Source organism: Arthrobacter sp. BE255, assembly GCF_031457335.1.
Taxonomy (GTDB): domain Bacteria; phylum Actinomycetota; class Actinomycetes; order Actinomycetales; family Micrococcaceae; genus Arthrobacter.
On sequence record NZ_JAVDWK010000003.1, the window covers coordinates 404,752 to 430,752 of the forward strand.

The window sequence follows — 26,001 nt, forward strand, 5'->3', positions numbered from 1 at the left end:
CAACAGCAACCATGCCAGAAACCGAATACGGCAGGGCCTCCGGGTCCCGTTCCGGAAAATCAGGGCGGAATCCGCTGCGGGATCCTCGTGATCGCCGTTTGAACCGGATTGCCGGTCCGTCGTCGTTGGTGCTTTTCGGAGTGACCGGTGACCTTGCCCGTAAGAAGCTCATGCCGGCCGTGTATGACCTTGCCAACCGTGGCCTGTTGCCGCCCAGTTTCGCGCTGGTCGGGTTCGGGCGGCGGGCCTGGAGTGATGAGGATTTCGCCGCGGAGGTGAAGTCCTCGGTGCAGGCCTACGCGCGGACGCCTTTTGATGAGGCCGTGTGGAACCAGCTGTCCGAGGGTGTCCGGTTTGTCCAGGGCGAGTTCGACGACGATGACGCTTTTGAGCGTCTGGGTGACACGATTGCGGCCCTGGATGAGGAGCGCGGGACGCGGGGCAACCACGCGTTCTACCTCTCGATTCCGCCGAAGGCCTTCGAGCAGGTCTGCCGGCAGCTCTCCAAGCATGGCCTGGCGCAGGCTGATGGGGAGAAGTGGCGGCGGGTGGTGATCGAGAAGCCGTTCGGGCATGACCTGGAGTCGGCCCGGGCGCTGAATGACATTGTGGAATCGGTGTTCCCGCCGGACGCTGTGTTCCGGATCGATCATTACCTGGGTAAGGAGACGGTGCAGAACATCCTGGCTTTGCGTTTCGCGAACCAGCTGTTCGAGCCGTTGTGGAACGCGAACTATGTGGACCATGTCCAGATCACGATGGCCGAGGACATCGGCACTGGCGGCCGGGCGGGGTATTACGACGGTGTGGGTGCTGCCCGTGACGTGATCCAGAACCACCTGCTCCAGCTGCTGGCGCTGACCGCGATGGAGGAACCCATTTCCTTTAACGCCGATGACCTGCGGGCGGAGAAGGAAAAGGTCCTGGCCGCGGTGAAGCTTCCGGAGGACCTGTCCACGCATTCAGCGCGGGGGCAGTTCGCCGGCGGCTGGCAGGGCGGGGAACAGGTCCAGGGCTACCTGGAAGAGGACGGCATCCCGGCCGATTCCACGACCGAGACGTTCGCGGCGATCCGGGTGGACATCCACACCCGGCGCTGGGCAGGGGTTCCGTTTTACCTGCGTGCGGGCAAGCGGCTGGGCCGGCGGGTGACCGAAATCGCGGTGGTGTTCAAGCGGGCACCGAACCTGTTGTTCCGTGACCACAGCGAGGATGATTTCGGCCAGAACGCGGTGGTCATCCGGGTCCAGCCCGATGAGGGTGTGACGATCCGGTTCGGGTCCAAGGTCCCGGGCACGCAGATGGAAGTCCGCGACGTGACCATGGACTTCGGGTACGGGCACTCGTTCACCGAGTCGTCCCCGGAGGCGTATGAGCGGCTGATCCTGGACGTCCTGCTCGGTGAGCCGCCGCTGTTCCCGCGGCACGAGGAAGTGGAACTGTCCTGGAAGATCCTGGACCCGTTCGAGGATTACTGGGCCGAACTGAACGAACAGCCCGAACCCTACGCGCCGGGGTCCTGGGGCCCCGCCAGCGCTGATGAGCTGCTGGCCCGTGACGGACGAACCTGGAGAAGGCCATGATTGTAGATTTGCCGGATACCACTACCTCGAAGATCTCCAAGAAGATCATGTCGCTGCGTGAGCAGGGCGGCGTGATTGCGCTGGGCCGGGTCCTGACCCTGGTGGTCGTGACCAAGTCCGGGCTCGAGGAAGAAGCGATCGAGGCCGCGAACGAGGCCAGCCGCGAGCACCCCTGCCGGATCATCGTCCTCGCCGACGCCGGAAAGGACGCCCCGGACCGGCTCGACGCGCAGATCCGGGTCGGCGGGGACGCCGGCGCCTCGGAAGTCATCGTGCTCCGCGGCTACGGCGAGCTCGCGCACGAGTCCGAGTCCTTGGTCGCGGCGCTGCTGCTGCCGGACGCCCCGATCGTGGCCTGGTGGCCGCACGGGGCCCCGGAGAACGCGTGCGAGACCTCCATCGGCAGGATCGCGCACCGCCGGATCACGGACTCGGCGAACGAGTCCGACCCGCAGGCCGCGCTGGAGAACATCCGCTCCACGTACAAGGCCGGCGACACCGACCTCGCCTGGACCCGGCTGACCAACTGGCGGATCCAGCTCGCAGCGGTCCTGGACCAGGTGGATTCCTCCCCGGTGACCGCCGTCGCCGTCGAAGGCGCCTCCGACTCCCCCAGCACGATCCTGCTCGCGGCCTGGCTCACGCTGTCCCTGGACGCGCCCGTCACGATCGTGGCGGACCCCGCCGGGACCGGCATCCGCCGTGTCCGGCTCTCCCGCCCCGGCGGCGACGTGCAGCTCTTCCGCCCGGGACTCTCCGTAGCGGAACTCACCCAGCCAGGACAACCCGCCCAACGTATCTCCCTGCCACGGCGCAGCCTCCGCGACTGCCTCGCCGAAGAACTCCGCCGGCTCGACCCCGACGAGGTCTTCGGAGAAGTGATTACTATTGGACTGCCACGAACCAATCTAAGGAGCGTCCGACCCAGTGAGCGTTGAGCCAAGAGTAAGCATTCATCCTGATTCGTCCGTCCTGATGGCTGCCATCGCGGCCCGCCTGATCACCAAACTGGTGGATGTGCAGGACAAGTACGGTGAGGCCACGGTGGTGCTGACCGGCGGCACCGTAGGCATCGGTACGCTGAAGGCTGTTGCTGACTCTCCGGCGGCGCCGGCTGTCAACTGGTCAAAGGTGAACTTCTGGTGGGGTGACGAGCGCTTCATCGGCGCCAACGACGCCGACCGGAACACCAAGCAGGCGTTTGATGCCCTGCTCTCGCACATTCCTGTTGATCCCGCCAGGATCAACCAGCCGGGGTCCTCGGACGACTTTGAGACACCGGAGGAGGCCGCAGAGGACTACGCGCGCCGTCTCCGGGAAGCAGCCGAGGCCGAACACGCTGCCGACATGTCGGATGACCGCCCGGACGAAGCGGGCATCCTTCCGCGCCTCGATGTTGTCCTGCTGGGCGTCGGCCCCGATGCCCATGTGGCGTCGCTGTTTCCGGAGCAGGGAGGCATCCGGGAGAAGTCGCTGACCGTCGTCGGTGTGCACAACTCCCCCAAGCCACCGCCGCTGCGTGTATCGCTGACGCTGCCGGCCATCAACACCGCGGCTGAGGTCTGGATGGTGGTGGCAGGTGAGGACAAGGCCGGTGCCGTGGGCCTTGCCCTTGCGGGCGCCAACCCGGTCCAGGTTCCTGCGGCAGGTCCGCGGGGCACTTCACGCACCTTGTGGCTTATCGACGAGAACGCGGCCTCACGGGTCCCGCAGCAGCTCGTCCGAAAGGACGCCGCGGGCGCGTAGCTTTTCCAGCGCTCCGGCCAGGACGTCTTCAGCGTCCTGGTCGGAGCGCCTTTCTTTAACGTATTCCAGATGGCTTTTGTAGCCCTCGTCCGGGGCGTCCATGCCCGCAGCTTCCCTGCCGTCCCTGGACGCCGGGGCGCCGCACCTGCGGCAATCCCACAGCACCGGGATCTGGTCTTCCGGCAGCTTGATGAACACCGGGCTCGTCTCGTGTCCTTTGGCGCACCAGTAGGTGACGCGGATGCGCGGCAGACTCTCGCCGTGAAGATCTTCGGACTGGTGCCTGGGGCCGGCTCCCTCCGTGACACCCACACGGGTGCCGCGGAAGCCTGAAGCACTGTGTACCATCGGGGACTCCTGACCGCTTAAAAGCAAACTGTGGCTGTTGGGAGCCAACAGCCACAGTTTAGTTCGGAGTTTCCCCTGGCGGCAGTGCCGGGCGGGGATCAGTTCTGCAGGGTCAGGAGTCGCCCGAACCGCTGAACCGCATGATGAGGCCAAGGGCGATGATGACAACGCCCCACGTCACGCCCAGGATCACCGTAAACCTGTTCAGGTTCCGTTCAGCAACGCCGGAGGAACTCAGCCCGGAGCTCATGCCGCCACCGAACATGTCTGACAGGCCGCCGCCCCGTCCCTTATGCAGGAGGATAAGCAGCGTCAGCAGAAGGCTGGTGATGCCCAGGAGGATCTGCAGAATGACATGAAGAACGTCCACGACGGCCTTTCAGAAGATTTGAATGCGGGAGCCTTGCTCTGCGTGGCGGACTAGTCCGTCAGCAGGTGACTCTCGAACCTGACAATATTAGCAAACTCCGCGGGGTCGAGGCTTGCGCCGCCCACCAACACGCCGTCGACGTCACGTTCCTTGAGAATGGCGGCAACGTTGCTGGCCTTGACGGAGCCGCCGTAGAGCAGCCGGGTCCTGGCTGCGACGTCGTCGCCGAAGATGGCAGCCAGTTCGGTGCGGATGGCGGCGCACAGCTCCTGGGCGTCTTCCGGACCAGCGACCTCGCCGGTGCCGATGGCCCAGACGGGCTCGTACGCCACAACAAGCTCGGCGGCCTGTTCGGGTGTCAGGCCGGCAACGCCCGCGCGGAGCTGCACCAGGGTGTGCTCGACGTGGGTGCCGGCCTGGCGGATTTCGAGGCCTTCGCCGACGCAGAGCACGGGGACAATTCCGTGCTTGTAAGCCGCCTTGACCTTGGCGTTGAGGACTTCGTCGGACTCGTTGTGGATGGTCCGGCGTTCGCTGTGGCCCACCAGCACGTACTTGCAGCCGAGCTTGCCGAGGAACTGGCCCGAGATGTCGCCCGTGTAGGCTCCGGAATCGAACTGGGACAGGTCCTGGCCGCCGTAGGCCACGTCGAGCTCATCTCCCTGCACGAGCGTCTGCACGCCGCGGAGGTCCGTGAACGGAGGGAAGACAGCAACCTCGACCCGGCTGTAGTCGTGCTTGGCGTCAGACAGGGTCCAGGCCAGTTTCTGCAGGAGGGTGATGCCCTGGACATGGTCCATGTTCATCTTCCAGTTGCCTGCGATGAAGGGCGTACGGTCAAAAGTGCCGTTCGTTGACGTAGTCACGTATTCTCCAAAAGTTCTGAGGATGTATTCGGCCGGCAGGGAGCCCGCGGGCTCCCTGCCGGCCGGAGGACTTGGCAGTCCAGGTGCTTGGCTGTCGGTGTGCCTAGCGGTCCAGGACGGTCAGTCCGGGAAGGTCCTTGCCTTCGAGGTACTCCAGGCTGGCGCCGCCGCCGGTGGAAATGTGACCGAACTGGTCGTCGGAGAAACCAAGCGTCCGCACGGCGGCAGCTGAGTCCCCGCCGCCCACCACGGTGAACGCGTCGGCTTCGGTCAGGGCCTGTGCCACTGCCCGGGTACCGCCGGAGAACGCCTCGAATTCGAAGACGCCCATGGGGCCGTTCCAGAACACGGTTTTGGCGCCCTTGATCCGGTCCGCAAATGCGGCGGCTGAATCGGGTCCGATGTCCAGGCCAATGCCCTGGGCGCCGAAGCTGCTGCCCTCGATGCCGTCCGCGGGGACGGTCTCGGCGTCAGCGTCAGCGGCGAACTTGCTGGCCACCACGATGTCGGTGGGCACAACGAACTCGGTACCGGCGTCGGCAGCGCGCTTCAGGTAATCCTGGACAACGGGGATCTGGTCGTCCTCGAGGAGGCTGCCGGCCACTTTGTGGCCTTCCGCCGCGAGGAACGTGAACAGCATGCCGCCGCCCACCAGGATGGTGTCAGCCTTGCCAATGAGGTTGTCGATGACAGCCAGTTTGTCGGAGACTTTGGAGCCGCCAAGCACCACAACGTAGGGACGCTGGGTGTCTGCCGTGAGCTTGCGCAGCACCTCCACTTCGGTGTGCACGAGGTCGCCCTGGTAGGACGGCAGCCGGGTGGCGACGTCGTACACGCTGGCGTGCTTGCGGTGCACCGCACCGAAGGCATCATCAACAAAGGCACCGTTGTCCCCGGTCAGGGCCACCAGCTCGTCGGCGAAGGCGCCGCGTTCGGCGTCGTCCTTGCTGGTCTCGCGGGCGTCAAAGCGGACGTTTTCCAGGACAAGTACCTGGCCGTCCTGCAGCGAGGCCGCGAGTTCCTTGGCGGAGCTGCCGACAGTGTCCCCGGCAAGGGCGACGCTGAACGGGGCGAGCTCAGCCAGCCGGCCAGCGGCAGGCTTGAGGGAGTATTTCTCCTCCGGAGCGCCCTTGGGCCGTCCGAGGTGGGCTGTTACCAGCACGCGGGCACCGGCGTCCGTGAGCTTCGTCAGGACTGGAAGTGAGGCCTTGATGCGGCCGTCGTCAGTCACTGTAGAGCCGTCGAGCGGCACATTCAGGTCACTTCTGACAAGAATGTACCGCCCGCGGACACCTTCAGCGATCAGTTCGTTGAGGGTGTGAAATGTCATGTGTCTAACCCTAGCCCAGCTTGGATGCGACGAGCTCCGTCAGGTCCACGAGGCGGTTGGAGTAGCCCCATTCGTTGTCATACCAGGAAACAACCTTGACCTGGTTGCCGATGACCTTGGTCAGGCCGGAGTCGAAGATCGACGACGCGGGGTCGCCAACGATGTCCGAGGAGACGATCGGAGCGTCCGTGTAGGTGAGGATGCCCTGGAAGGCGTCGGAGTCGGCAGCCTTCTTCAGTGCTGCGTTGACTTCCTCAACCGTGGTTTCGCGGCCGACCGTGACGGTGAGGTCGGTGGCGGAGCCGGTGGGGACCGGTACGCGGATGGCGTAGCCGTCAAGCTTGCCCTTGAGCTCCGGCAGGACCAGGCCGATGGCCTTGGCCGCACCGGTGGAGGTGGGGACCATGTTGATGGCGGCGGCGCGTGCGCGGCGGAGGTCGTTGTGCGGGCCGTCCTGCAGGTTCTGGTCGGCCGTGTAGGCGTGGACCGTGGTCATCAGGCCGCGCTCGATGCCGAATTCGTCGTTGATGACCTTGGCCAGCGGGCCGAGGCAGTTGGTGGTGCAGGATGCGTTGGAAATGATGTGGTGCGCTGCGGAGTCGTAGAGCTCGTGGTTGACACCCATGACGATGGTGATGTCCTCGTCGGATGCCGGTGCGGAGATCAAGACCTTCTTGGCGCCTGCGTCGATGTGCTTCTGCGCGGCTGCAGCCTTGGTGAAGAAGCCGGTGGACTCGATGACGATGTCCACGCCCAGCTCGCCCCACGGCAGGTTGGCCGGATCGCGCTCGGCGAGGACCTTGATGACGTTGCCGTTGACAACGATGTTTCCGTCCTTGACTTCAACGGTTTCCTTCAGGCGGCCGCCGACGGAGTCGTACTTGAGCAGGTGGGCGAGGGCCTCCGGGCTGGTGAGGTCGTTGACTGCAACGATCTCGAGGTCAGCACCCTGTGCGAGTGCTGCGCGGAAGTAGTTGCGGCCGATACGGCCAAAGCCGTTGATACCAATACGGGTCGTCACTTTTTCAGTCTCCTTGGTGCTTGCTTAAGCACAACTAGTTGAGCGGGCGTTCAAGCCAACTAACAGATCCCGCACGCCATTGGGCAGAGATGATTAACAGATTGGAGGGCGACCAGCCACGTTGCTGAAGGCTAACCGCCTTCCGTGACCCATCTTACGTTTAAGTAGGTCCGCCCCCGCAAGTGCGGGGGCGGACCTTCCACATTCCGGCCCTAAAGCGCCGAAATGTGAAGTTTGTTACAGGCACATGTTGCGCCGGTCACTACGGGAGGGTGATGAGTCCCGTGGCGTTGGTGCGTGCTGCTTCGAACCGCTTGGCGACATCGGCCCAGTTGACGATGTTCCAGAACGCCTTGACGTAGTCGGCCTTGACGTTGACGTAGTCCAGGTAGAAGGCGTGCTCCCACATGTCCAGCATCAGCAGCGGGGTGGTGCCCAGCGCGACGTTGCCCTGCTGGTCGTAGAGCTGCTCGATGACCAGGTTGCCGCCGATGGGCTCGTACGCCAGGAAACCCCAGCCGGAGCCCTGCAGGCCGAGGGCCGCGGCGCTGAACTGGGCACGGAAGGCGTCAAACGAACCGAAGGCGTCGTCGATGGCCGCAGCCAGCTCGCCCTCGGGCTTGTCGCCGCCGTCCGGAGAAAGGTTGTTCCAGAACACCGAGTGGTTGATGTGGCCGCCGGTGTGGAACGCGAGGTCCTTGGAAAGCCGGTTGATGTTGGCGAAGTCGCCCTTGTCGCGCGCCTCGGCCAGCTGGGCCAGGGCGTTGTTGGCACCTGCAACATAGGCAGCGTGGTGCTTGCTGTGGTGCAGCTCCATGATGCGCGCAGAAATGTGCGGCTCAAGGGCGGCGTAGTCGTAGCTGAGTTCAGGCAATACGTACTCGGTCACAAAATCCTCCATTGTCGTGGACTGTCTGTCCGGTTGGTAACTCTGTCGATTGCGCATCCGGATGGCTGGCACCCGGAAGATTGCTGCGGCGGAGATGGAGCATTTCCGTCACATGGTCTTGATTCTAGGGGGCTGCTACTCGTCCAGCATTTCCGGCGTCACATTGGCGTCGGTACCGGGGATGCCCAGGTCAAGGGCGCGTTTGTCGGCCATGGCCAGCAACCGCCGGATCCGGCCGGCGATGGCGTCCTTGGTCATGACCGGGTCAGCCAGCCGGCCGAGCTCGTCCAGGCTGGCCTGCTTGTGCGCGACGCGGAGTTCGCCCGCGTATTTGAGGTGGTCCGGGACGTCGTCCCCAAGGATCTCCAGGGCACGGTCCACGCGCGCGCCGGCGGCCACGGCAGCCTGGGCCGAGCGCCTGAGGTTGGCGTCGTCGAAGTTGGCCAGCCGGTTGGCGGTGGCCCGGACTTCCTTGCGCATCCGGCGTTCCTCCCAGACCATCAATGCGTCGTGTGCACCCATCCGGGTGAGGAGGGCGGCGATGGTGTCGCCGTCGCGGATCACCACGCGGTCTACACCCCGAACTTCTCGCGCCTTGGCCTGGATGCCAAGCCGCCGGGCCGCGCCGACCAGCGCCAGCGCCGATTCGGGTCCGGGGCACGTCACTTCCAGGGAGGAGGACCTGCCGGGCTCCGTGAGGGAGCCGTGCGAGAGGAAGGCGCCCCGCCACACAGCTTCCGCGTCCGCTGCGGAGCCGTTGACGACGGCGGACGGGAGGCCCCGGACGGGACGGCCGCGGCCGTCCAGGAGGCCGGTCTGCCGGGCCAGCGCTTCGCCGTCGCGCACCACCCGGACTACGTAGCGGCTGCCCTTGCGGAGCCCGCCGCCGGAAACAACGATGATCTCGCTCTGGTGTCCATAGACCTCCGCGATGGCGGCCCGGAGCCGCCGCGCCGTGGACGCCAGGTCCACTTCGGCCTCGATCACGATCCGGCCCGAGATGATGTGCAGGCCGCCGGCGAACCGGAGCATCGCAGAGACTTCGGCCTTGCGGACCGAGGATTTCTTGATGTCCAGACGGGACAGTTCTTCCTTGACTGATGCTGTCAGTGCCATGGCACCTTCCTAACTGTTCCCAAAAATGTCGTGGTACGCCGTTGCCAGACGCAAAGGGTCATGGACGGGTCGGCGGCCCGACGCCCCTACTTTACCCAAGACAACCTCGGCCCCGAGCATCCCCGCGGCCTTTTCGAACTCCTGCCGGTCCGGGACGGAGGCCGGATCGGCGAGCACGACGTCGACGCTGAAGTCCGGGGCGTATTTTCGCAGGGCATGGAGGTGGTCCGCGGCGCTCATGCCGGACGTCTCCTTGGTGTCAGTTGCCAGGTTCATTGTGAGGCATCGCTTGGCGGCCGTATCGCACAGGGCTTGCCTCATTTCGGGCAGCAGCAGGTGAGGCAGCACTGAGGTGTACCAGGATCCGGGCCCGAGGATGACCCAGTCGGCCAGCTCTATGGCGGTCAGGGCTTCAATGCAGGCGGGCGCGGCTTCGGGCAGCAGCCGGACGTGTTCCAGCGACCCGGCCACGGCACAGCGGGCCTGGCCGCGGATGGTCTGCAGGGCAGACGTGCCGTCCGGGGCCGTGACGCGGATGTCGCCTTCAATGGTGAGGGGCACGGTGGACATCGGCAGGACCTGGCCGCGTGCGCCGAGCAGCGCGCCGGCCCATTTCAGGCCGGCGACGGCGTCGCCCAGCAATTCCCACAGCGTGACGATGAGCAGGTTCCCCATGGCGTGTTCGTCCAGTGACCCGCCGCGGCCCTTGCCGGGCTGGAAGCGGTGCTGCATCACGTCGCGCCACGTGCGGCCCCAGTCGGTGTCGTCACACAGGGCTGACAGTGCCATGCGCAGATCCCCCGGCGGCAACACCCCGTACTCCTCGCGCAGGCGCCCGGAAGAGCCGCCGTCGTCCGCCACAGTGACGATCGCGGTGAGTTCGGAGGTCAGCAGCCGCAGGGCAGACAGCGAAGCGGACAGGCCGTGGCCGCCCCCGAGCGCCACGACGGAGGGGCCCTTGTCCTGCTGGCTGGCCCCCGTTCCTGCCGACGGCGGAACCAGCGGCAGCGGGCCGGTAAGCAACCCCATTACTCGCGGCCCAGGTCCCGGTGGGTGGTTGTCACGGTGACCCTGGGATATTGGGCCAGTTTCTTGGAAAGCTCGACGGCGACAGCCACCGACCGGTGTTTCCCACCGGTGCAGCCCACGGCGATCGTGGCGTAGTGCTTGTTTTCGCGGCGGTAGCCGTCCAGGACAGGTTCCAGGGCCAGGACGTAGCGGTCCACGAAATTCTTGACTCCTTCGGCCTCCAGCACGTAGTCGCTGACGTCCTTGTCCAGGCCGGTATGCGGGCGCAGCTGGGGCACCCAGTGCGGGTTCGGGATGAAGCGGACGTCGGCCACGTAGTTGGAATCGACGGGAAGGCCGTATTTGAAGCCGAAGCTCATGACGTTGAGCCGCAGCGCCACCGGGCCGGTTTCGCTGAAGAGTTCGGTGATGGCCGTCGCCAGGCCATGGACGTTGTAGGTGGACGTGTCCAGGACGACGTCGGCGCTTTCCCGCAGTTCCTTCAGCAGTTCGCGCTCGGCTGCTATGCCGTCCAGGATCCGGCCGCCCTCCTGGAGGGGGTGCGGCCGGCGGCCCTGCTCGAAGCGGCGGACCAGGACGTCGTCGTTTGCGTCCAGGAACAGCACCCGGAACGTGACTCCACTGGCGGCCAGCGCGCCGAGGGCGGCGCGGATATCCGCGAACAGCCCCTTGCTGCGGACGTCCATCACCACAGCCAGCCGGGGGATGGACTGCGGCGCATGCGACACCAGCTCCGCGAGGGTGCCCAGCATCTGCGGCGGGAGGTTCTCCACGACGTACCAGCCGTGGTCCTCGAGTGCGTCCGAAGCCGTGCTGCGCCCCGCCCCGGACATTCCGGTGACCACCAGCAGCTCCGCTTCGAGGGGCTTGACCGGCGTCAGCCCGTCCTGCTCCGTCCCGGATCCCGCCGTCGAGTCTGCCATTGATTCCGCCCCGTTCCTGTCCTCAAGTTGGCGGGGAGCCGCAACCGCGGAATCCCCGACCTTTACCCTAGCTAAGTTTCGAGGATTTCGCCGGTGGTCATGTTCACGGCGGGGACCAGTTCCGTGGTCTCGGCGTCGGAGCTGAAGTGGGCCACGATGGCGGCGGCCAGCGCCGGGCCGATGCCCTTTGCTTCCGAGAGCTGCTCCACCGAGGCCGCCCTGATCCCCTTGAGCGTTCCGAAGTGGTCCAGCAGCGCCTTGCGCTTGGACTCCCCCAGCCCGGGCACGCCGTCCAGGGCGGAGACGGTCATGGCTTTTCCGCGCTTCTGGCGGTGGAAGGTGATGGCAAAGCGGTGGGCCTCATCGCGGATGCGCTGCAGCAGGTAGAGTCCCGCGGATGTCCTGGGCAGGATCACCGGGAAGTCGCTGTCCGGCAGCCAGACCTCCTCCAGGCGTTTGGCGAGGCCCACGACGTACACGTCGTCGATGCCGAGGTCGGCGAGGGCGCGGGCGGCCGCATTGACCTGGGGCTTGCCGCCGTCGACCACCACCAGGTTGGGCGGGTAGGCGAACTTTGCCCGCGGAGCGGGGGTGGTGGTATCAAGCACCGCCGCGTCAGCGGCGGCGTTCAGGGCAGCCTGGTGCCCGGCAAGGGCGGATGCTTCCACCTGGGCCGTTTTGTCCGTCAGGTAGTGCCGGAAGCGCCTTGTCAGGACGTCGTGCATGGCGGCGGTGTCGTCGGTGGCAGCGGCGCCGGTGACGGAAAACTTGCGGTAGTCGGACTTCTTGGGCAGGCCGTCCTCCACCACCACCATGGACGCCACGACGTTGGTGCCCTGGACGTGGGAGACGTCGTAGCATTCGATGCGCATGAGCGCCACGGGCAGATCCAGTGCTTCCTGGAGTTCCTGGAGGGCCTGGGAGCGGACGGTGAGGTCACCGGCGCGGCGGGTCTTGTGCAGTTTGAGTGCTTGCTCGGCGTTTTCGCGGACAGTGGACATCAGTGCCGCCTTGTCGCCGCGCTGCGGGACCCGAATGTCGACTTTCGCGCCCCGCAGACCGCCCAGCCATTGCGTCAGTTCGGTGTGGTTGCTCGGGACGACGGGGACCAGCACCTCCCGCGGGAGCCGGCCGTGGCTGTCCCCGTCCTCGCCATAGACCTGCTGGAGCAGGTGTTCCACGAGGTCCGGAGGGGTGGAATCCTCGACCTTTTCGACTACCCAGCCACGCTGGCCACGGACCCGCCCGCCCCTGACATGGAAGACCTGTACGGCGGCTTCGAGCTCGTCCTCGTGGAGGGCGAAGACGTCCGCGTCCGTGTCCTCGGCAAGCACAACGGCGTTCCGTTCGAAGACCTTGCGCAGGGCGGCGATGTCATCACGCAGGCGTGCGGCGCGCTCGTAGTCGAGCTCGGCCACGGCCCCCGACATTTCCTTTTCCAGCCGGGAGATGAAGCGTTTGGCTTCGCCGCCCATAAAGGCGCAGAAATCCTCAGCCAGCGCGCGGTGGTCCTCCGGGGAGATCCGGCCCACGCAGGGCGCCGAGCATTTGTCGATGTATCCCAGGAGGCAGGGCCGGCCGCTGGCCTGGGCCCTCTTGAGGACGCCCGACGAACAGCTGCGCACGGGAAAAACGCGCAGCAGCGTATCCATCGTTTCCCGGATCGCGCCGGCGGTATAGGGGCCGAAGTAGCGTGTGCCCTTGCGCCTGTCGCCACGCATCACCTGGACCCTGGGCAGCTTTTCGCTCATGGTGAGGGCCAGGTACGGGTACGTTTTGTCGTCACGGAAGACCACGTTGAAGCGCGGCTTGAACTCCTTGATCCAGGTGTATTCGAGCTGCAGCGACTCCAGCTCGCTGGCCACCACGGTCCACTCGACGCTGGAGGCCGCGTGCACCATGGCGTAGGTCTTGGGCAGCAGGCCGGCCGGGTTCGCGAAGTACGAGTTCAGCCGGGAGCGGAGGCTTTTGGCCTTGCCGACGTAGATGACCCGGCCGTGGGGGTCGCGGAACCTGTAGACCCCCGGGTTGGTGGGAATTTCTCCCGTTTGGGGCCGGTAACTTGCTGGATTTGCCACCTATCCAGTCTACTGAGGCGGGGCGGCGGCTAGTGCCACCTGCCCCCGACTGGCTACTCGGCTGCTTTGCTCTGGTTGTAGCTGGTGGAGCGTTCCTGCCCGCTCAGTTCGGCGATGGCATCCATGATGCGGTCCGTCACCTCGCGGCGGGCGGGCAGGGAGTGGTCCGGCCCGGTCTTGTCGAAGTAGAGCGGCTCGCCGACCTTCATGGTGAAGTGATGGGGCTTGAACCCCTTCTCCCCCGCCGGCTGCAGGTTCTCCGTGCCGATCAGGCCGACGGGGACCACAGGGGCTCCGGTTGCCAGGGCAAGCCAGCCCACGCCGGTGCGGCCGCGGTAGAGGATGCCGTCCCGCGACCGTGTGCCCTCAGGGTAGATGCCGATGCCCTTGCCGGCCTCCAGGATGTCCATGAGGGTTTTGAGCGCCTGCACGCTTGCAGCCTGCTCCCCGCGCTCCACCGGAATGGAACCCACGGACTCGAAGAAAGACTTCATGACCTTTCCCTTGACGCCACCCGTGGTGAAGTACTCGGCTTTGGCGAAGAAGGCCACGGGCCGGGGCATCAGTGCCTGGACAATGACGCTGTCAAAGAAGGAGAGGTGGTTCGGCGCCACAATGAAGGGCCCCTCTTTTGGGACGTTTTCAAGGCCGACGACGGTTGGCCGGCAGCTGCCCGCGACGAGCCCGCGGAATGTCCAGCGGACTGCCTCAAACAGTGCCATCGTTGTGCACCTCGCTCATTGCCGCGGCGTGGATGGCTTCCAGCCGTTCGATCGCCGCCACCAGGTCCGGGGCGGTGTCCACGACGGCGACTGCCCCCGCATCGTCTAGCTCGCCGTCGGGAGCGAACCCCCAACTTACGCCGATGCAGTCCAGGCCGTTGGCGATGGCACCTGCCACGTCCTGCGCCCGGTCGCCCACCATCACGGCGTGCTGGGTTGCCAGGTCGCCGAGCGCCGCGGCGATGATCCCGGTTTTTCCCACGGGACCTGCAGCGGCCGCGGACTCATCGTCGGCCGAACCCCTGATGAAGCTGAACTTGCCGGCAATGCCGTGGTGCTCAAGGACAATCCGTGCCAGGCCCTGCGGTTTCTGGGTGGCTACGGCCACGGGCCGGCCTGCGGCGGCGAAGATGTCCAGCACATCCAGGATTCCGGGGTAGAGCCGGCCCTGGGCGATGCCCTGGGCCAGGTAGTAACGCCGGTAGATGGCGATGACCTCATCAATCCGCCCGGCCGGAACCTGCGCCACGGTCAGGAGCGCATCGCTCAGCTTTGGGCCGATCATCGCGTCAAGGAGATCCTGGCTGGGAACTGGGAGTCCCAACTCCCGGAGGGCCGAAGCGATTCCGTCTGTTATCCCACCGGCCGGATCGACAAGAGTGCCGTCCAGGTCGAAGATCACGGGCACTGTTGTTTGAGTCACCGGCTTAGTTTCTCACGACACCTGTCCAGCCTGAAACTCGCATACCCGTCGGGGAATACTTCGGGAAGACTTCCGGAATGCTTCGGGCCGGTGCCGCCGTCGCTAGCCCAGAATTTCGGCGAGGAAGGCCGCCGTGTGGCTTTCGGTCGAGTTTGCCACCTGTTCCGGCGTTCCGGTGGCCACGATCTGGCCGCCGCCCGAGCCGCCGTTCGGTCCAAGGTCCACGATCCAGTCGGCACTCTTGATGACGTCCAGGTTGTGCTCGATGGTGATGACGGTGTTGCCTTTGTCCACGAGTCCCTGCAGCACCATGAGGAGCTTGCGGATGTCCTCGAAGTGCAGGCCGGTGGTGGGCTCGTCGAGTACGTAGACGCTGCGCCCGTTGGAGCGTTTCTGCAGTTCCGCCGCCAGCTTGACGCGCTGGGCCTCGCCGCCGGACAGTGTGGTTGCCGGCTGCCCCAGCCGGACATAGCCCAGGCCGACGTCCACGAGCGTGTTCAAGTGCCGGGCGATGGGTGAGAAGGCGGCAAAGAACTCCGCGCCTTCCTCGATGGGCATGTTCAGGACATCGGCGATGGTCTTTCCCTTGTAGTGGACCTCCAGCGTTTCCCGGTTGTACCGGGCACCGTGGCACACTTCGCAGGGCACGTAGACGTCCGGCAGGAAGTTCATTTCGATCTTCAGCGTGCCGTCGCCGGAGCAGGCTTCGCAGCGTCCGCCCTTGACGTTGAAGGAGAACCTGCCCGGGAGGTAACCGCGGACCTTCGCTTCGGTGGTTTCCGCGAAGAGTTTGCGGATGTTGTCGAAGACGCCGGTGTAGGTGGCCGGGTTGGACCGCGGTGTGCGGCCGATGGGGCTCTGGTCCACGTGGACCACCTTGTCGAGGTGCTCGAGCCCCTGGATAAGCTTGTGCCGGCCGGCCACCTGCTTGGCGCCGTTGAGCTTGTTGGCAAGCACCTTGTAGAGGATTTCGTTGACCAGGGTGGACTTTCCTGATCCGCTGACGCCGGTCACGGCCGTGAACAGGCCCAGCGGGAAGGCGGCGTCCACATTCACGAGGTTGTTCTCGCGGGCGCCGACGACCTTCAGCTCACGCTTCTTGTCATACTTGCGCCGCTTCTTGGGGATCTCGATCTGCTTGCGGCCTGACAGGTAGTCTCCGGTCAGGGACGCGGTGTTCTTGAGCAGGTCCTGGTAGGAACCGGAGTGCACCACCTGTCCGCCGTGCTCGCCGGCGCCGGGACCAATATCCACGATCCAGTCCGCCACGTGGATGGTGTCCTCGTCGTGTTCAACCACGATGAGCGTGTTGCCCATGTCCCGCAGCCGGGTGAGGGTTTCGATCAGGCGGCGGTTATCCCGCTGGTGCAGCCCGATGGAGGGCTCGTCCAGCACGTACAGCACACCCACGAGGCCCGACCCGATCTGGGTGGCCAGCCGGATGCGCTGCGCTTCGCCGCCGGACAGGGTGGCGGACGGGCGCTCAAGGTTCAGGTACTCCAGGCCGACGTCCAACAGGAAGGTCAGCCGGGCCTGGATTTCCTTGAGGACCTGGTGGGCGATCTGTGCCTCACGGCCCGTCAGCACCAGGTTGTTCAGGAAGTCCGCGCAGTCGCGCATCGGGAGGGCGGCGACGTCGGCGATGGACTTGCCGTTGATGAGGACGGAGAGGGAGGCGGGGTTGAGCCGGGCCCCGTTGCAGGCGGGGCAGGGGATCTGCCGCATGTACTCTTCGTAGCGGTCGCGGGCCCAGTCCGAGTCGGTTTCGCCGTGCTTCCGGTGGACGTACTGGATGGCGCCTTCGAAGCCGGTGCTGTATTTGCGTTCCCGCCCGAAGCGGTTCTTGTACTGGACCACCACTTTGTGGTCCTTGCCGTGCAGGACCGTCTGGCGGACGTCGTTGCCCAGCTTTTCCCATGGGGTTGTCATGGAGAAGCCCAGTTCCTTGGCGAGGCCTTCCAGCAGCCTGTTCCAGTACTCGGTGGTGGCCGTACCCAGTGACCACGGGGCGATGGCACCTTCGGCGAGCGAAAGTTCCGGGTTGGGGACGATCAGTTCCTCGTCGACTTCAAGCCGCGTGCCGATGCCGCTGCAGGCCGCGCAGGCCCCAAAGGGATTGTTGAAGGAGAAGGAGCGGGGTTCGATCTCGTCGATGGCGAGCGGGTGCTCGTTGGGGCAGGCGAGGTTTTCGGAGAAAGCCCGCAGCCGGCCGGGGTCGTCGGCGTCAAGGTCCACGAACTCTGCCAGCACACGTCCTTCGGCGAGGCCGAGGGCTGTTTCGATGGAATCGGTCAGGCGCTGGCTGATGCCTTCCTTGACCACCAGCCGGTCCACGACCACCTCGATGGTGTGCTTGAACTGTTTGCCCAGCTTGGGGGCGTCGCTGAGCTGGACCAGCTCACCGTCCACCCGCGCCCGCGAGTAGCCCTTGGCCGTCAGCTCCTTGAAGAGGTCCACGAATTCGCCCTTGCGTCCGCGGACCACCGGGGCCAGCACCTGGAACCGGGTGCCTTCGTCGAGTTCCAGCAGCTGGTCCACGATCTGCTGCGGTGTCTGCTTGGCTACCGGCTCGCCGCAGACCGGGCAGTGCGGACGCCCGACCCTGGCCCACAGGAGGCGCATGTAGTCATAGATTTCGGTGATGGTGCCCACGGTGGACCGTGGGTTCTTGCTGGTGGATTTCTGGTCGATGGAGACGGCTGGTGACAGTCCTTCGATGAAGTCCACATCGGGTTTGTCCACCTGCCCCAGGAACTGCCGGGCGTAGGCAGACAGCGATTCAACGTAGCGGCGCTGGCCTTCGGCGAAGATGGTGTCAAACGCGAGGGATGACTTGCCCGAGCCTGACAGGCCCGTGAACACGATCATGGCGTCGCGGGGAAGATCGAGGTCCACGTTGCGCAGGTTGTGTTCGCGCGCGCCCTTCACCACCAGGCGGGAGAGGTCCGGGCGCGCAGGCTTTGCGAGGGACTTTTCGGGAGTGGCGGGAACGGACACGACTGCTGATTCTTCAGCTACGGCTTTAGGCACCCACTAATGCTAATCGAAAACTTCTTCGAATATCCACGTGCGGCGGCTACTCGGCGTCGTAGGCTGCCGCGAGGAGCTGCACAGCCTCGGCAAACGTGGCCCCCTGCGCCCGGGCGGCCGACGCGTAGCTGGCCGCTGCGGCGGACAGTGTTCCCCATCGTTCGTCACGGGCGCAGACCACAGTCCCGTTCCTCCCCCGGGTTGCGACCACACCGGCGGCCTCGAGTTCCTTGTAGGCGCGTGCGACAGTATGCGGGGCCACGTCCAACTGTCCGGCGAGGTTCCTGACGGCCGGAAGCCTGGTGCCGGGCGGCAACGCCCCGCTGTCTGCCAGCTGGATGACCTGCAGGCGAAGCTGCTCAAAGAGCGCCACCGTGCTGGCCTGGTTCGGCTTCCAGGTCCCGGGAAAGGAAGGCGCCGTGCTCAAATGCCCGCCTCCAATGCTGCCCCCATGGCGTCGGCCTCCAGTGGGCGGGCTTCCATGGGCCTGCCTTCCAAGGCCCGGCGGCGCCCGGCCTGGTCCGGGACCTCGCCGGGTATCCGGGCCTCCGGGTGACCGGCAAACTGGGCCGCGTACAGCCGGGCGTAATAGCTGTTGGCGGCCAGGAGGCTTCGGTGGGTGCCTTGCTCGGCGATGCGTCCGTGGTCCATGACAAGAATTAGATCAGCGTCGCGGACCGTGGACAAACGGTGGGCGATCACAAAACTGGTCTTTCCGCGCCGGAGCCGCCGCATGGCCTGCCGGATCAGGACCTCGGTCCGCGAATCCACCGAACTGGTGGCTTCATCCAGGATCAGCACGCTGCTGCCCGCCAGCTGGGCGCGGGCAATGGTGATCAGTTGGCGCTGGCCCTGGCTGAGGGGGTCGCCGCCGTTGTGCAGCAGGGTGTCGTAGCCTGCAGGCAGGGACCGGACGAAATGGTCCACATGGCTCGCCTCCGCGGCGGCAACGATTTCCTGGTCCGTGGCTTCCGGCCGCCCGTAGGCGATGTTCTCCCGGATGGTCCCGCCGAAGAGCCAGGCGTCCTGAAGCACCACGCCGAAGCCGGAGCGCAGGGCATCCCGCGGCATCTCCGCGATATCGGTTCCGCCCATGGTGATACGACCGGACCCTACTTCGTAGAACCGCATCAGGAGGTTCACCACCGTGGTCTTTCCCGCTCCGGTGTGGCCGACGATCGCTACCGTCTGGCCCGGTTCGACCGTGAAGGACAGACCGCGTACGGCGGGGATCCGTTCCTGGTACCCGAACGTGACGTCATCGAAGACTATGCGGCCAGAGGGTTCTGCGGCGGACTTTGCGGGGCGGACTTCAGCGGGGAGCTCCCTGGCGTCGAGGAGCTCAAACACACGCCCTGCCGAAGCCACGCAGGACTGGATGACGTTCAGCAGCCCGCCGATCTGGCCTACGGGCTGGGTGAAGAGCCGGCTGAACTGGATGAACGCCTGGATGCCGCCGATGGTCATGGTTCCGGCAGTGACCTGCAGGGCGCCCACCACCGCCACGGCGATGTAGTTGATGTTGGCTATCAGGATCATCAGAGGCTGCACCAGGCCGGACGAGTACTGGGCCCTGGTTGCGGCCCTGGCCAGGCGGTCGTTGCTGGCAGCGAAAACGGCCGCTGCCTGTTCCTGGTAGCCAAATGCCTTGATGACCTCGTGTCCGGTGATGAACTCCTCGACGTGGGCGTTCAACTCTCCGGTCTCGGTCCATTGCCGGGCAAAATGTGCCTGCGACCGGCGCGTCACCAGGACCGTGATGAGCGTGGACAGCGGAACGGAGAGCAGCGCGATGCAGGCGAGCAGCGGCGAGATCCAGAGCATCATGGCCAACGCCCCGCAAAGCATCAGGACCGACATGATCAGCTGGGTTAGGGCCTGGCTAAGGGCCTGCGCGATGTTGTCGATGTCGTTGGTGGCGCGGCTGAGGACATCGCCCCTGGACTGTTCCTGGAAGAAGGTGGACGGCAGCCGGTGCAGCTTCTCCTCCACGGCGGCCCGAAGGCGGTACATCACGCCCTGGACGGAGCCGGCCGTGAGCGAACCCTGGATCCAGTTGAAGAGCGAGGCGCCGACATACATCAGGGAGACCGCCGCCAGCAGGCGGCCCAGCCCGCGCCAGTCGAGCATTCCTGCCAGGACGCCGTCCACCACAATGTCCGTGGCATCGCCCAAGTATTTGGGCGCGGCAACATTCAGGCCGGCGAAAATGCAGGTGGCGGCAACTGCGCCTGCCATGGCCCAGCGGAACGGATGCAGCAGCCCGAGCAGCCTGCGGGCAGTGGGCCAAAACCGAAGCCCGGGCTCCCCTTCCTGCGACAGCCCGGTCATGGCATATCCTCGAAGGCCATTTGGGATTCAGCGATCTCGCGGTACGTGGAGGACGTCTCCAGCAGCCCGCTGTGGGTGCCTCCGGCCACGAGCCGGCCGTCGTCGAACACCAGGATCTGGCCCGCGCCGGCGACAGTTGAGATCCGCTCGGCCACGATAATCACGACGGCGTGGCTCAGGGCGGTTTCGAGGCGCTGGCGAAGCCTGGCTTCGGTCTCAAAATCCAGCGCCGAGAAGCTGTCATCAAAAAGGTACAGCGGCGCCCGGCGAAGCAGTGCACGGGCAATGCACAGACGCTGGCGCTGGCCGCCGGAAAAAGTGGTGCCGCCCTGCCCGACCGGGGCCTCGAGCTGCAGCGGCAGCTCCCGCACGAACTCCGCCGCTTCCGCTGTTTCCAGGGCAGCCCATAGCTCAGTGTCCGTAGCGTCCCCGGAGGCGATCCTTAGGTTGTCGGCTATGGTCCCGGTAAACAGGTGGGGCCGTTGCGGGGCGATGGCCATGTTCGCGCGGAGGACGTCCAGGGGCATGGACCTGATGTCCCGTCCTGCCAGGGTGACATGCCCGGAGGTGGCGTCGAGGAATCGCGGCAGCAGGTTGATCAGTGTTGATTTCCCGCTGCCGGTGGAGCCCACGATGGCCGTGACGATGCCCGGCCGGGCCGTGAAGGAGACGGAGTCCAGGACCGGGGTCTCTGCGCCGGGGTAAGAGAAGGAGACATCGCGGAAGGAGACGTCGGCGCCGTCGAAATCCTGCCATTCGGTGCCTGGCGGGACCTCCGGGGCGCGGCGGTCGCGGACGGCCGGCGGCGTCTCAAGGACTGCCAGCAGCCGCTCGGCGCACACAGCGGCCCGGGGGCCTGTCATCAGCACGTACATGGCCATCATGATGGCCAGCAGAATCTGCAGGATGTAGGCGATGAAAGCCGTCAGGGCGCCGAGCTTCATCTCGCCGGCCTGGACACGGTGGCCACCGAACCAGACGACGGCCACGGAGGAAAGGTTCACCACGATCATGATCAGAGGCAGCATTCCGGCGACCAGCAGGGCCGATCGCAGGTTGTTCCGCGTCAGCCTGTCGTTTGCCTGCCCAAAGCGGCGGATTTCGTGGTCCTGCCTGACAAAGGCCCTGATGATGCTGGCGCCGATGATCTGTTCCCGCAGCACTTCACCGGTGCGGTCCAGCAGCTCCTGCCCGTCCCGGTACAGCGGCACCAGGCGGCGGACGATGAGGTACATGATGGCCAGCAGCACGGGCACAATGACAATGACCACCGAGGAGAGCGCCACGTCCTGCTGCAGCGCCAGGACAATCCCGCCCGCGCCCATGACCGGCGCCGCGACCAGCATGGTGAAGACGAGAACCGCGAAGGACTGGATCTGCAGGGTGTCATTGGTGGTCCGGGTCACGAGGCTCTGCGTCCCGAACCCGGCGACTTCCTGGGACGACAACGACTGGATCTTCGCAAAAACCTCCTCGCGCAGCTGGCGGCCCAGTTTCATTGCCACCACAGCCCCGAGGTACCCGGCTGCCAGGGCTGCCGCTGCCTGCACGGCAGCTATTGCGGCCATGACGCCACCGAGCCTCAGAATCACCGTGGTGTCGCCGGGGACAATGCCGTCATCGATGATGGCTGCATTGACGGTGGGCAGCAGGAGGTTGCCCAGGGTCTGGACCAGCTGCAGGACGACGACCGCCGCGACGGGAACCTTGTGGGCGGCAAGCAGCCGGATCATCAAACCGAAAAGCACTGCACCTCCGCACGTGGTCGGGAGGCCAATCAGGAACCGGACTAGCCCGCCCCTAACAGCCGCTCCGTCATTGTAAGCCACATCACATTCGTTCCCTTGTCACACGGCGTGACGCGTGGCGTCAGCAAAATACATCGAATGGACTTCGAGACCTACGGGTTTTTGCGGGCCACAGCGAAGATTCTTCTGAACGGGAACACTGTCCCGTGGCCTGTGCCGGGATAGGCCTCCCGCAGCGCCGCTGCGTATTCGGATTCGAAAGCCGCTCCCTCCTCGGCGGACAGCACCGCCAGGACCGGCCGCAGGGCGGTCCCGCGGACCCATTCCAGCACCGGATCGGTCCCGGGCAGGACCTGCTGGTAAGTGGTCTCCCACGCGTCGGCGGTGCAGCCGGCGTCCAGCATGATGCCCAGGTAGTCGGCGGGCTCCCCCACGGACTCTCCTCCGCGCAGGACACCTGCCAGTTTCGCCGCCCAGGGAGCCGACCCGGCCAGTTCCCGCATCAGCGTGTGCGACGGCGCGTGGAAATTCCCCGGCACCTGCATGGCGAACCAGGCGCCTGGCCGGAGCGCTTCCACCCAGCGCGCCAGCATCTCCTGGTGCCCCGGCACCCACTGCAGTGCGGCGTTGGTGACCACCACATCCGTTTCGGCGGAGGGCATCCAGCCGGCGATGTCGGCCTGCTCGAAGCTCAGGTGTTCGTGTTCTTCGGCCTGGACGGCAGCCTTGGCCAGCATGGGGCTGGACGAGTCGAGCCCCACGACCCGGGCTTCGGGCCACCTGCGGGCAAGGGTTGCCGTGAGGTTGCCGGGCCCGCACCCCAGGTCCACCACGTTGCTCGGGGCCTCGGCCTGGATCCGGCCGGTGAGGTCAAAAAACGGCCGGTCGCGGTAGTCGCCGAACTGGACGTACTTTACTGGGTCCCACTTCACATTTTTCTCCACGGTCTGTTGTTGGCTCCGGTACCGCGAGCCTAACCCGCCCCTGCCAGGAACTCCGGCAGCTGCCGGGCACTAAGCTGGAAAACAATGAAACTCGTTGACCAGCTGCCCGTCCTGCCCGCCGCAAACCCCTCGGGCGCGGGGATTGACCCGGACGCCCTCTACACCCAGTTCCTTGAATGGACCGAAAGCCGGGGGCTGGAACTGTACGCCGCCCAGGACGAGGCCATCATGGAGCTGGCCACGGGTGCCAACGTCATCCTCGCCACGCCGACGGGCTCCGGAAAGTCACTCGTGGCCATCGCCGCGCACTTCCAGGCCATGGCGCGCGGGCAGCGCAGCTACTACACGGCCCCGATCAAGGCACTGGTTTCCGAGAAGTTCTTTGCCCTCTGCGACATCTTCGGCGCCGAAAACGTGGGCATGATCACCGGCGATTCGGGCGTCAACCAGGATGCGCCGATCATCTGCTGCACCGCCGAGATCCTGGCGAACATCGCCCTCCGCGAAGGCTCCGCAGCGGAGCTTGGCGCCGTGATCATGGACGAGTTCCACTTCTACTCGGATCCGCAGCGCGGCTGGGCATGGCAGGTGCCGCTGCTGGAACTGCCGCAGGCGCAGTTCCTCCTGATGTCCGCCACCCTCGGCGACGTCAGCCGGTTCGAAGACGGCATCACCGAACTCACCGGCCGGCCCACCACCACCGTCAGCTCGGCCGAGCGGCCCATCCCGCTGCACTACTACTACCACCAGACGCCGGTCCACGAGACCCTCGAGGAGCTGCTCTCCACCAAGCAGGTGCCGGTTTACGTGGTGCACTTCAGCCAGATCGAGGCGATCGACCGCGCCCAGACCCTGATGAGCATCAATGTGTGCACGCGCGAGGAAAAGGACAAGATCGCGGAGCTGATCGCCAGCTTCCGGTTTGCCGCGGGTTTCGGCAAAACCCTCAACCGGCTGGTCCGGCACGGCATCGGCGTCCACCACGCGGGGATGCTGCCGAAGTACCGGCGTCTGGTGGAGCAGCTCGCCCAGGCGGGCCTGCTCAAGGTGATCTGCGGAACGGACACCCTGGGCGTGGGCATCAACGTACCCATCCGCACCGTCCTGCTCACGGCATTGAGCAAGTACGACGGCGTACGCACCCGGCTGCTCAACTCCCGTGAGTTCCACCAGATCGCCGGCCGGGCCGGACGCGCAGGCTATGACACCGCCGGGACGGTGGTGGTCCAGGCGCCGGAACACGTGACGGAAAACGTGAAAGCGATGGCCAAAGCAACCGCCAAGTTCGGCGATGACCAGAAGAAGCTCCGCCAGGTGGTCAAGAAGAAACCGCCGGAAGGGTTTGTCTCCTGGGGTGAACCAACCTTCAAACGCCTGGTGGAATCGGTCCCCGATCCCCTGAACTCCAGCTTCAGCGTCACGCACGCGATGCTGATGAACCTGATGGAACGGCCGGGCGACCCGTTCCATGCCGCCCGCCGGCTCCTGACCGAGAACCACGAGTCACGGTCCTCGCAGCTGCAGCTGATGAAAAGGGCCCTGGGTATCTACCGGGAACTCCTCGCCGCCGAAGTCGTCGAGCGTATTCCGGCCGGGGAACAAGGCGTGGATGGCAGGACGGTCAGGCTCACCGTCCACCTGCAGGCCAACTTTGCGCTGAACCAGCCGCTCTCACCGTTCGCCCTCGCCGCGCTGGAGCTGCTGGATCCGGAGTCGCCGGCGTACGCCCTGGACGTGGTGTCCGTGATCGAGGCGACCTTGGAGAAGCCCCGCCAGATCCTGTCGGCCCAGCAGAAGAAGGCCCGCGGCGAAGCCATCGCGGCCATGAAAGCCGACGGCATCGAGTACGACCAGCGCATGGCCATGCTGGAGGAGGTCACCTATCCGCAGCCGCTCGCGGAGCTCCTGGGTGAAGCCTTCGAGGTCTACCGCAAGGCCGCGCCCTGGGTAGGCGACTTCGAACTGGCCCCCAAATCAGTGGTCCGTGACATGTACGAACGCGCGATGAACTTCGGCGAATTCGTCCAGTTCTACGGACTGGCCCGCTCCGAAGGCATTGTGTTGCGCTACCTCGCCGACTGCTTCAAAGCGCTGCGCCAGACCGTGCCCCAGGACCTGCTCCGCGAAGACCTCGAGGACCTCATCGCCTGGCTGGGCGAACTGGTCAGGCAGGTCGATTCGAGCCTGCTGGATGAGTGGGAGGAACTGACGTCCGGGGCCGCTCCAACCCCGCACGACGCTCCGCCACCCCCGCCGCCGTCGCTGACGTCCAACATCCGGGCCTTCCGCGTGATGGTGCGCAACGAGATGTTCCGCCGCGTGGAACTGTTCGCCGATGAGGATGCGGCGGCCCTGGGAGAGCTCGACGGCGGCGCCGGCTGGGATGCCGAACGCTGGGAAGACCTCCTGGACCACTACTTCGACGAGCACAACGACATCGGCACCGGACCGGACGCGCGTGGACCCGGGCTGCTGATCATCACCGAGGAGCCCGGGCTGTGGAAGGTCCGGCAGATCTTCGACGATCCGGCCCGCAACCACGACTGGGGAATCTCCGCCGAAGTGGACCTGGCCGCCTCCGATGAAACCGGCACAGCGATGGTCCGCGTTACCGACGTCAACCGGCTCTAAGGCCCTAGTAAACTCGGACCATGAGTGTAATCCGCCCCGCAAACCGGCACGACGTCCCCGCAATCCTGCAGATGATCCACGAACTGGCCGTCTACGAGAAGGAACCGGACGCCGTCCGCAACACCCCGGAAATGCTCGCCGAAGTCCTGTTCGGGGAAAACCCCCGCGTGTTCGCCACGATGGCTGAGAACGCGGCGGGCGAGGTCCATGGATTCGCGCTGTGGTTCCTTAATTACTCCACCTGGGAAGGCGTCCACGGCATCTACCTGGAGGATCTGTATGTCAGCCCGCACGCCCGGGGCGAGGGACACGGCAAGGCGCTCCTGAAGCATCTGGCGGCCACCGCCGTCGAGAACGGCTACGCCAGGGTTGAGTGGAGCGTCCTGGATTGGAACGAGCCCTCCATCAACTTCTACCGGGGCCTTGGTGCCCGCCCCATGGACGGCTGGTCCACGTTCCGGCTGGCCGGTGACGCCCTGGAGCACTTTGGCAGCAGCAACGTCGCGGCCCTTCGTGGCTGAGCAGTCCGCCACGGCTCCGCGGACCAAAGCGCCCGTAAGGCACACGGTCAAAGCGCGCCACGAGTTCCGGGG

Annotated in this window: 22 protein-coding genes; 5 read left to right on the forward strand and 17 right to left on the reverse strand. The window is 65.8% G+C overall.

Features of this window, described 5'->3' with window-relative positions; genetic code table 11:
• Positions 1-11 precede the first annotated feature (11 nt).
• Genes zwf through pgl form a run of 3 tightly spaced genes read left to right on the forward strand, consistent with a single transcriptional unit; the run spans position 12 to position 3,329 of the window.
• Positions 12-1,583: a glucose-6-phosphate dehydrogenase gene (zwf, locus tag J2X42_RS08205; RefSeq protein WP_310164047.1), complete on the forward strand. Its 1,572-nt coding sequence runs from the start codon at positions 12-14 to the stop codon at positions 1,581-1,583.
• Positions 1,580-2,521: a glucose-6-phosphate dehydrogenase assembly protein OpcA gene (locus J2X42_RS08210; protein ID WP_310164050.1), complete on the forward strand. Its 942-nt coding sequence runs from the start codon at positions 1,580-1,582 to the stop codon at positions 2,519-2,521. Before zwf ends, J2X42_RS08210 begins: the two co-directional genes overlap by 4 nt.
• Positions 2,511-3,329, forward strand: coding sequence for a 6-phosphogluconolactonase (gene pgl / locus J2X42_RS08215; RefSeq protein ID WP_131132938.1), 819 nt, complete (start codon positions 2,511-2,513; stop codon positions 3,327-3,329). Before J2X42_RS08210 ends, pgl begins: the two co-directional genes overlap by 11 nt.
• Here the strand turns inward: pgl and J2X42_RS08220 are convergent.
• The 17 genes from J2X42_RS08220 to J2X42_RS08300 form a co-directional block, all read right to left on the reverse strand.
• Positions 3,282-3,677 carry an RNA polymerase-binding protein RbpA gene (locus J2X42_RS08220; protein WP_310164055.1) on the reverse strand — a complete coding sequence of 132 codons (396 nt, stop codon included), beginning with the start codon at positions 3,675-3,677 and terminating at the stop codon, positions 3,282-3,284. The genes pgl and J2X42_RS08220 overlap by 48 nt on opposite strands.
• Positions 3,678-3,789: 112 nt before the next feature.
• Positions 3,790-4,047, reverse strand: a complete 258-nt coding sequence (gene secG, locus J2X42_RS08225; RefSeq protein ID WP_131132936.1) for a preprotein translocase subunit SecG — start codon at positions 4,045-4,047, stop codon at positions 3,790-3,792.
• Between the two features lie 50 nt (positions 4,048-4,097).
• Complete coding sequence (gene tpiA / locus J2X42_RS08230) at positions 4,098-4,913, reverse strand: triose-phosphate isomerase (protein WP_310164058.1); 816 nt, start codon at positions 4,911-4,913, stop codon at positions 4,098-4,100.
• Positions 4,914-5,016: 103 nt separating this feature from the next.
• Positions 5,017-6,243 carry a phosphoglycerate kinase gene (locus J2X42_RS08235; protein ID WP_310164060.1) on the reverse strand — a complete coding sequence of 409 codons (1,227 nt, stop codon included), beginning with the start codon at positions 6,241-6,243 and terminating at the stop codon, positions 5,017-5,019.
• A gap of 10 nt (positions 6,244-6,253) precedes the next feature.
• Complete coding sequence (gap, locus tag J2X42_RS08240) at positions 6,254-7,264, reverse strand: type I glyceraldehyde-3-phosphate dehydrogenase (protein WP_131132933.1); 1,011 nt, start codon at positions 7,262-7,264, stop codon at positions 6,254-6,256.
• Positions 7,265-7,526: 262 nt separating this feature from the next.
• Positions 7,527-8,153: a superoxide dismutase gene (locus tag J2X42_RS08245; protein WP_310164066.1), complete on the reverse strand. Its 627-nt coding sequence runs from the start codon at positions 8,151-8,153 to the stop codon at positions 7,527-7,529.
• Between the two features lie 135 nt (positions 8,154-8,288).
• The gene (whiA, locus tag J2X42_RS08250; protein WP_066284919.1) at positions 8,289-9,269 is read right to left on the reverse strand and encodes a DNA-binding protein WhiA; all 981 of its coding nucleotides are present in this window, start codon (positions 9,267-9,269) and stop codon (positions 8,289-8,291) included.
• A gap of 9 nt (positions 9,270-9,278) precedes the next feature.
• Positions 9,279-10,298 carry a uridine diphosphate-N-acetylglucosamine-binding protein YvcK gene (yvcK, locus tag J2X42_RS08255; RefSeq protein WP_310164071.1) on the reverse strand — a complete coding sequence of 340 codons (1,020 nt, stop codon included), beginning with the start codon at positions 10,296-10,298 and terminating at the stop codon, positions 9,279-9,281.
• Entirely contained in the window at positions 10,298-11,221 is a 924-nt protein-coding gene (rapZ, locus tag J2X42_RS08260; RefSeq protein WP_131132930.1) for an RNase adapter RapZ, read from the reverse strand. Before rapZ ends, yvcK begins: the two co-directional genes overlap by 1 nt.
• A gap of 71 nt (positions 11,222-11,292) precedes the next feature.
• Complete coding sequence (uvrC, locus tag J2X42_RS08265; RefSeq protein ID WP_310164075.1) at positions 11,293-13,299, reverse strand: excinuclease ABC subunit UvrC; 2,007 nt, start codon at positions 13,297-13,299, stop codon at positions 11,293-11,295.
• Positions 13,300-13,352: 53 nt separating this feature from the next.
• Positions 13,353-14,021 (reverse strand): lysophospholipid acyltransferase family protein, encoded by a 669-nt coding sequence (locus tag J2X42_RS08270; protein ID WP_310164077.1) that lies wholly within the window; start codon positions 14,019-14,021, stop codon positions 13,353-13,355.
• Positions 14,008-14,724 carry an HAD hydrolase-like protein gene (locus tag J2X42_RS08275; protein ID WP_310164079.1) on the reverse strand — a complete coding sequence of 239 codons (717 nt, stop codon included), beginning with the start codon at positions 14,722-14,724 and terminating at the stop codon, positions 14,008-14,010. Before J2X42_RS08275 ends, J2X42_RS08270 begins: the two co-directional genes overlap by 14 nt.
• Positions 14,725-14,826: 102 nt before the next feature.
• On the reverse strand, positions 14,827-17,754 hold the full coding sequence (gene uvrA, locus J2X42_RS08280; protein WP_310164081.1) for an excinuclease ABC subunit UvrA: 2,928 nt from the start codon (positions 17,752-17,754) through the stop codon (positions 14,827-14,829).
• Between the two features lie 46 nt (positions 17,755-17,800).
• Positions 17,801-18,181 carry a GntR family transcriptional regulator gene (locus J2X42_RS08285; protein WP_310164083.1) on the reverse strand — a complete coding sequence of 127 codons (381 nt, stop codon included), beginning with the start codon at positions 18,179-18,181 and terminating at the stop codon, positions 17,801-17,803.
• Positions 18,178-20,085, reverse strand: coding sequence for an ABC transporter ATP-binding protein (locus J2X42_RS08290; protein WP_310164085.1), 1,908 nt, complete (start codon positions 20,083-20,085; stop codon positions 18,178-18,180). The genes J2X42_RS08285 and J2X42_RS08290 overlap by 4 nt, the downstream gene beginning before the upstream one ends.
• The gene (locus J2X42_RS08295; RefSeq protein ID WP_396134045.1) at positions 20,082-21,833 is read right to left on the reverse strand and encodes an ABC transporter ATP-binding protein; all 1,752 of its coding nucleotides are present in this window, start codon (positions 21,831-21,833) and stop codon (positions 20,082-20,084) included. Before J2X42_RS08295 ends, J2X42_RS08290 begins: the two co-directional genes overlap by 4 nt.
• A 152-nt stretch (positions 21,834-21,985) precedes the next feature.
• Complete coding sequence (locus tag J2X42_RS08300; protein WP_310164088.1) at positions 21,986-22,765, reverse strand: trans-aconitate 2-methyltransferase; 780 nt, start codon at positions 22,763-22,765, stop codon at positions 21,986-21,988.
• 96 nt (positions 22,766-22,861) lie between these two features.
• Between J2X42_RS08300 and J2X42_RS08305 the strand changes: the two genes are divergently transcribed.
• Positions 22,862-25,408: a DUF3516 domain-containing protein gene (locus J2X42_RS08305; RefSeq protein ID WP_310164089.1), complete on the forward strand. Its 2,547-nt coding sequence runs from the start codon at positions 22,862-22,864 to the stop codon at positions 25,406-25,408.
• Between the two features lie 20 nt (positions 25,409-25,428).
• Positions 25,429-25,929, forward strand: coding sequence for a GNAT family N-acetyltransferase (locus J2X42_RS08310; protein ID WP_310164090.1), 501 nt, complete (start codon positions 25,429-25,431; stop codon positions 25,927-25,929).
• Positions 25,930-26,001 lie beyond the last annotated feature (72 nt).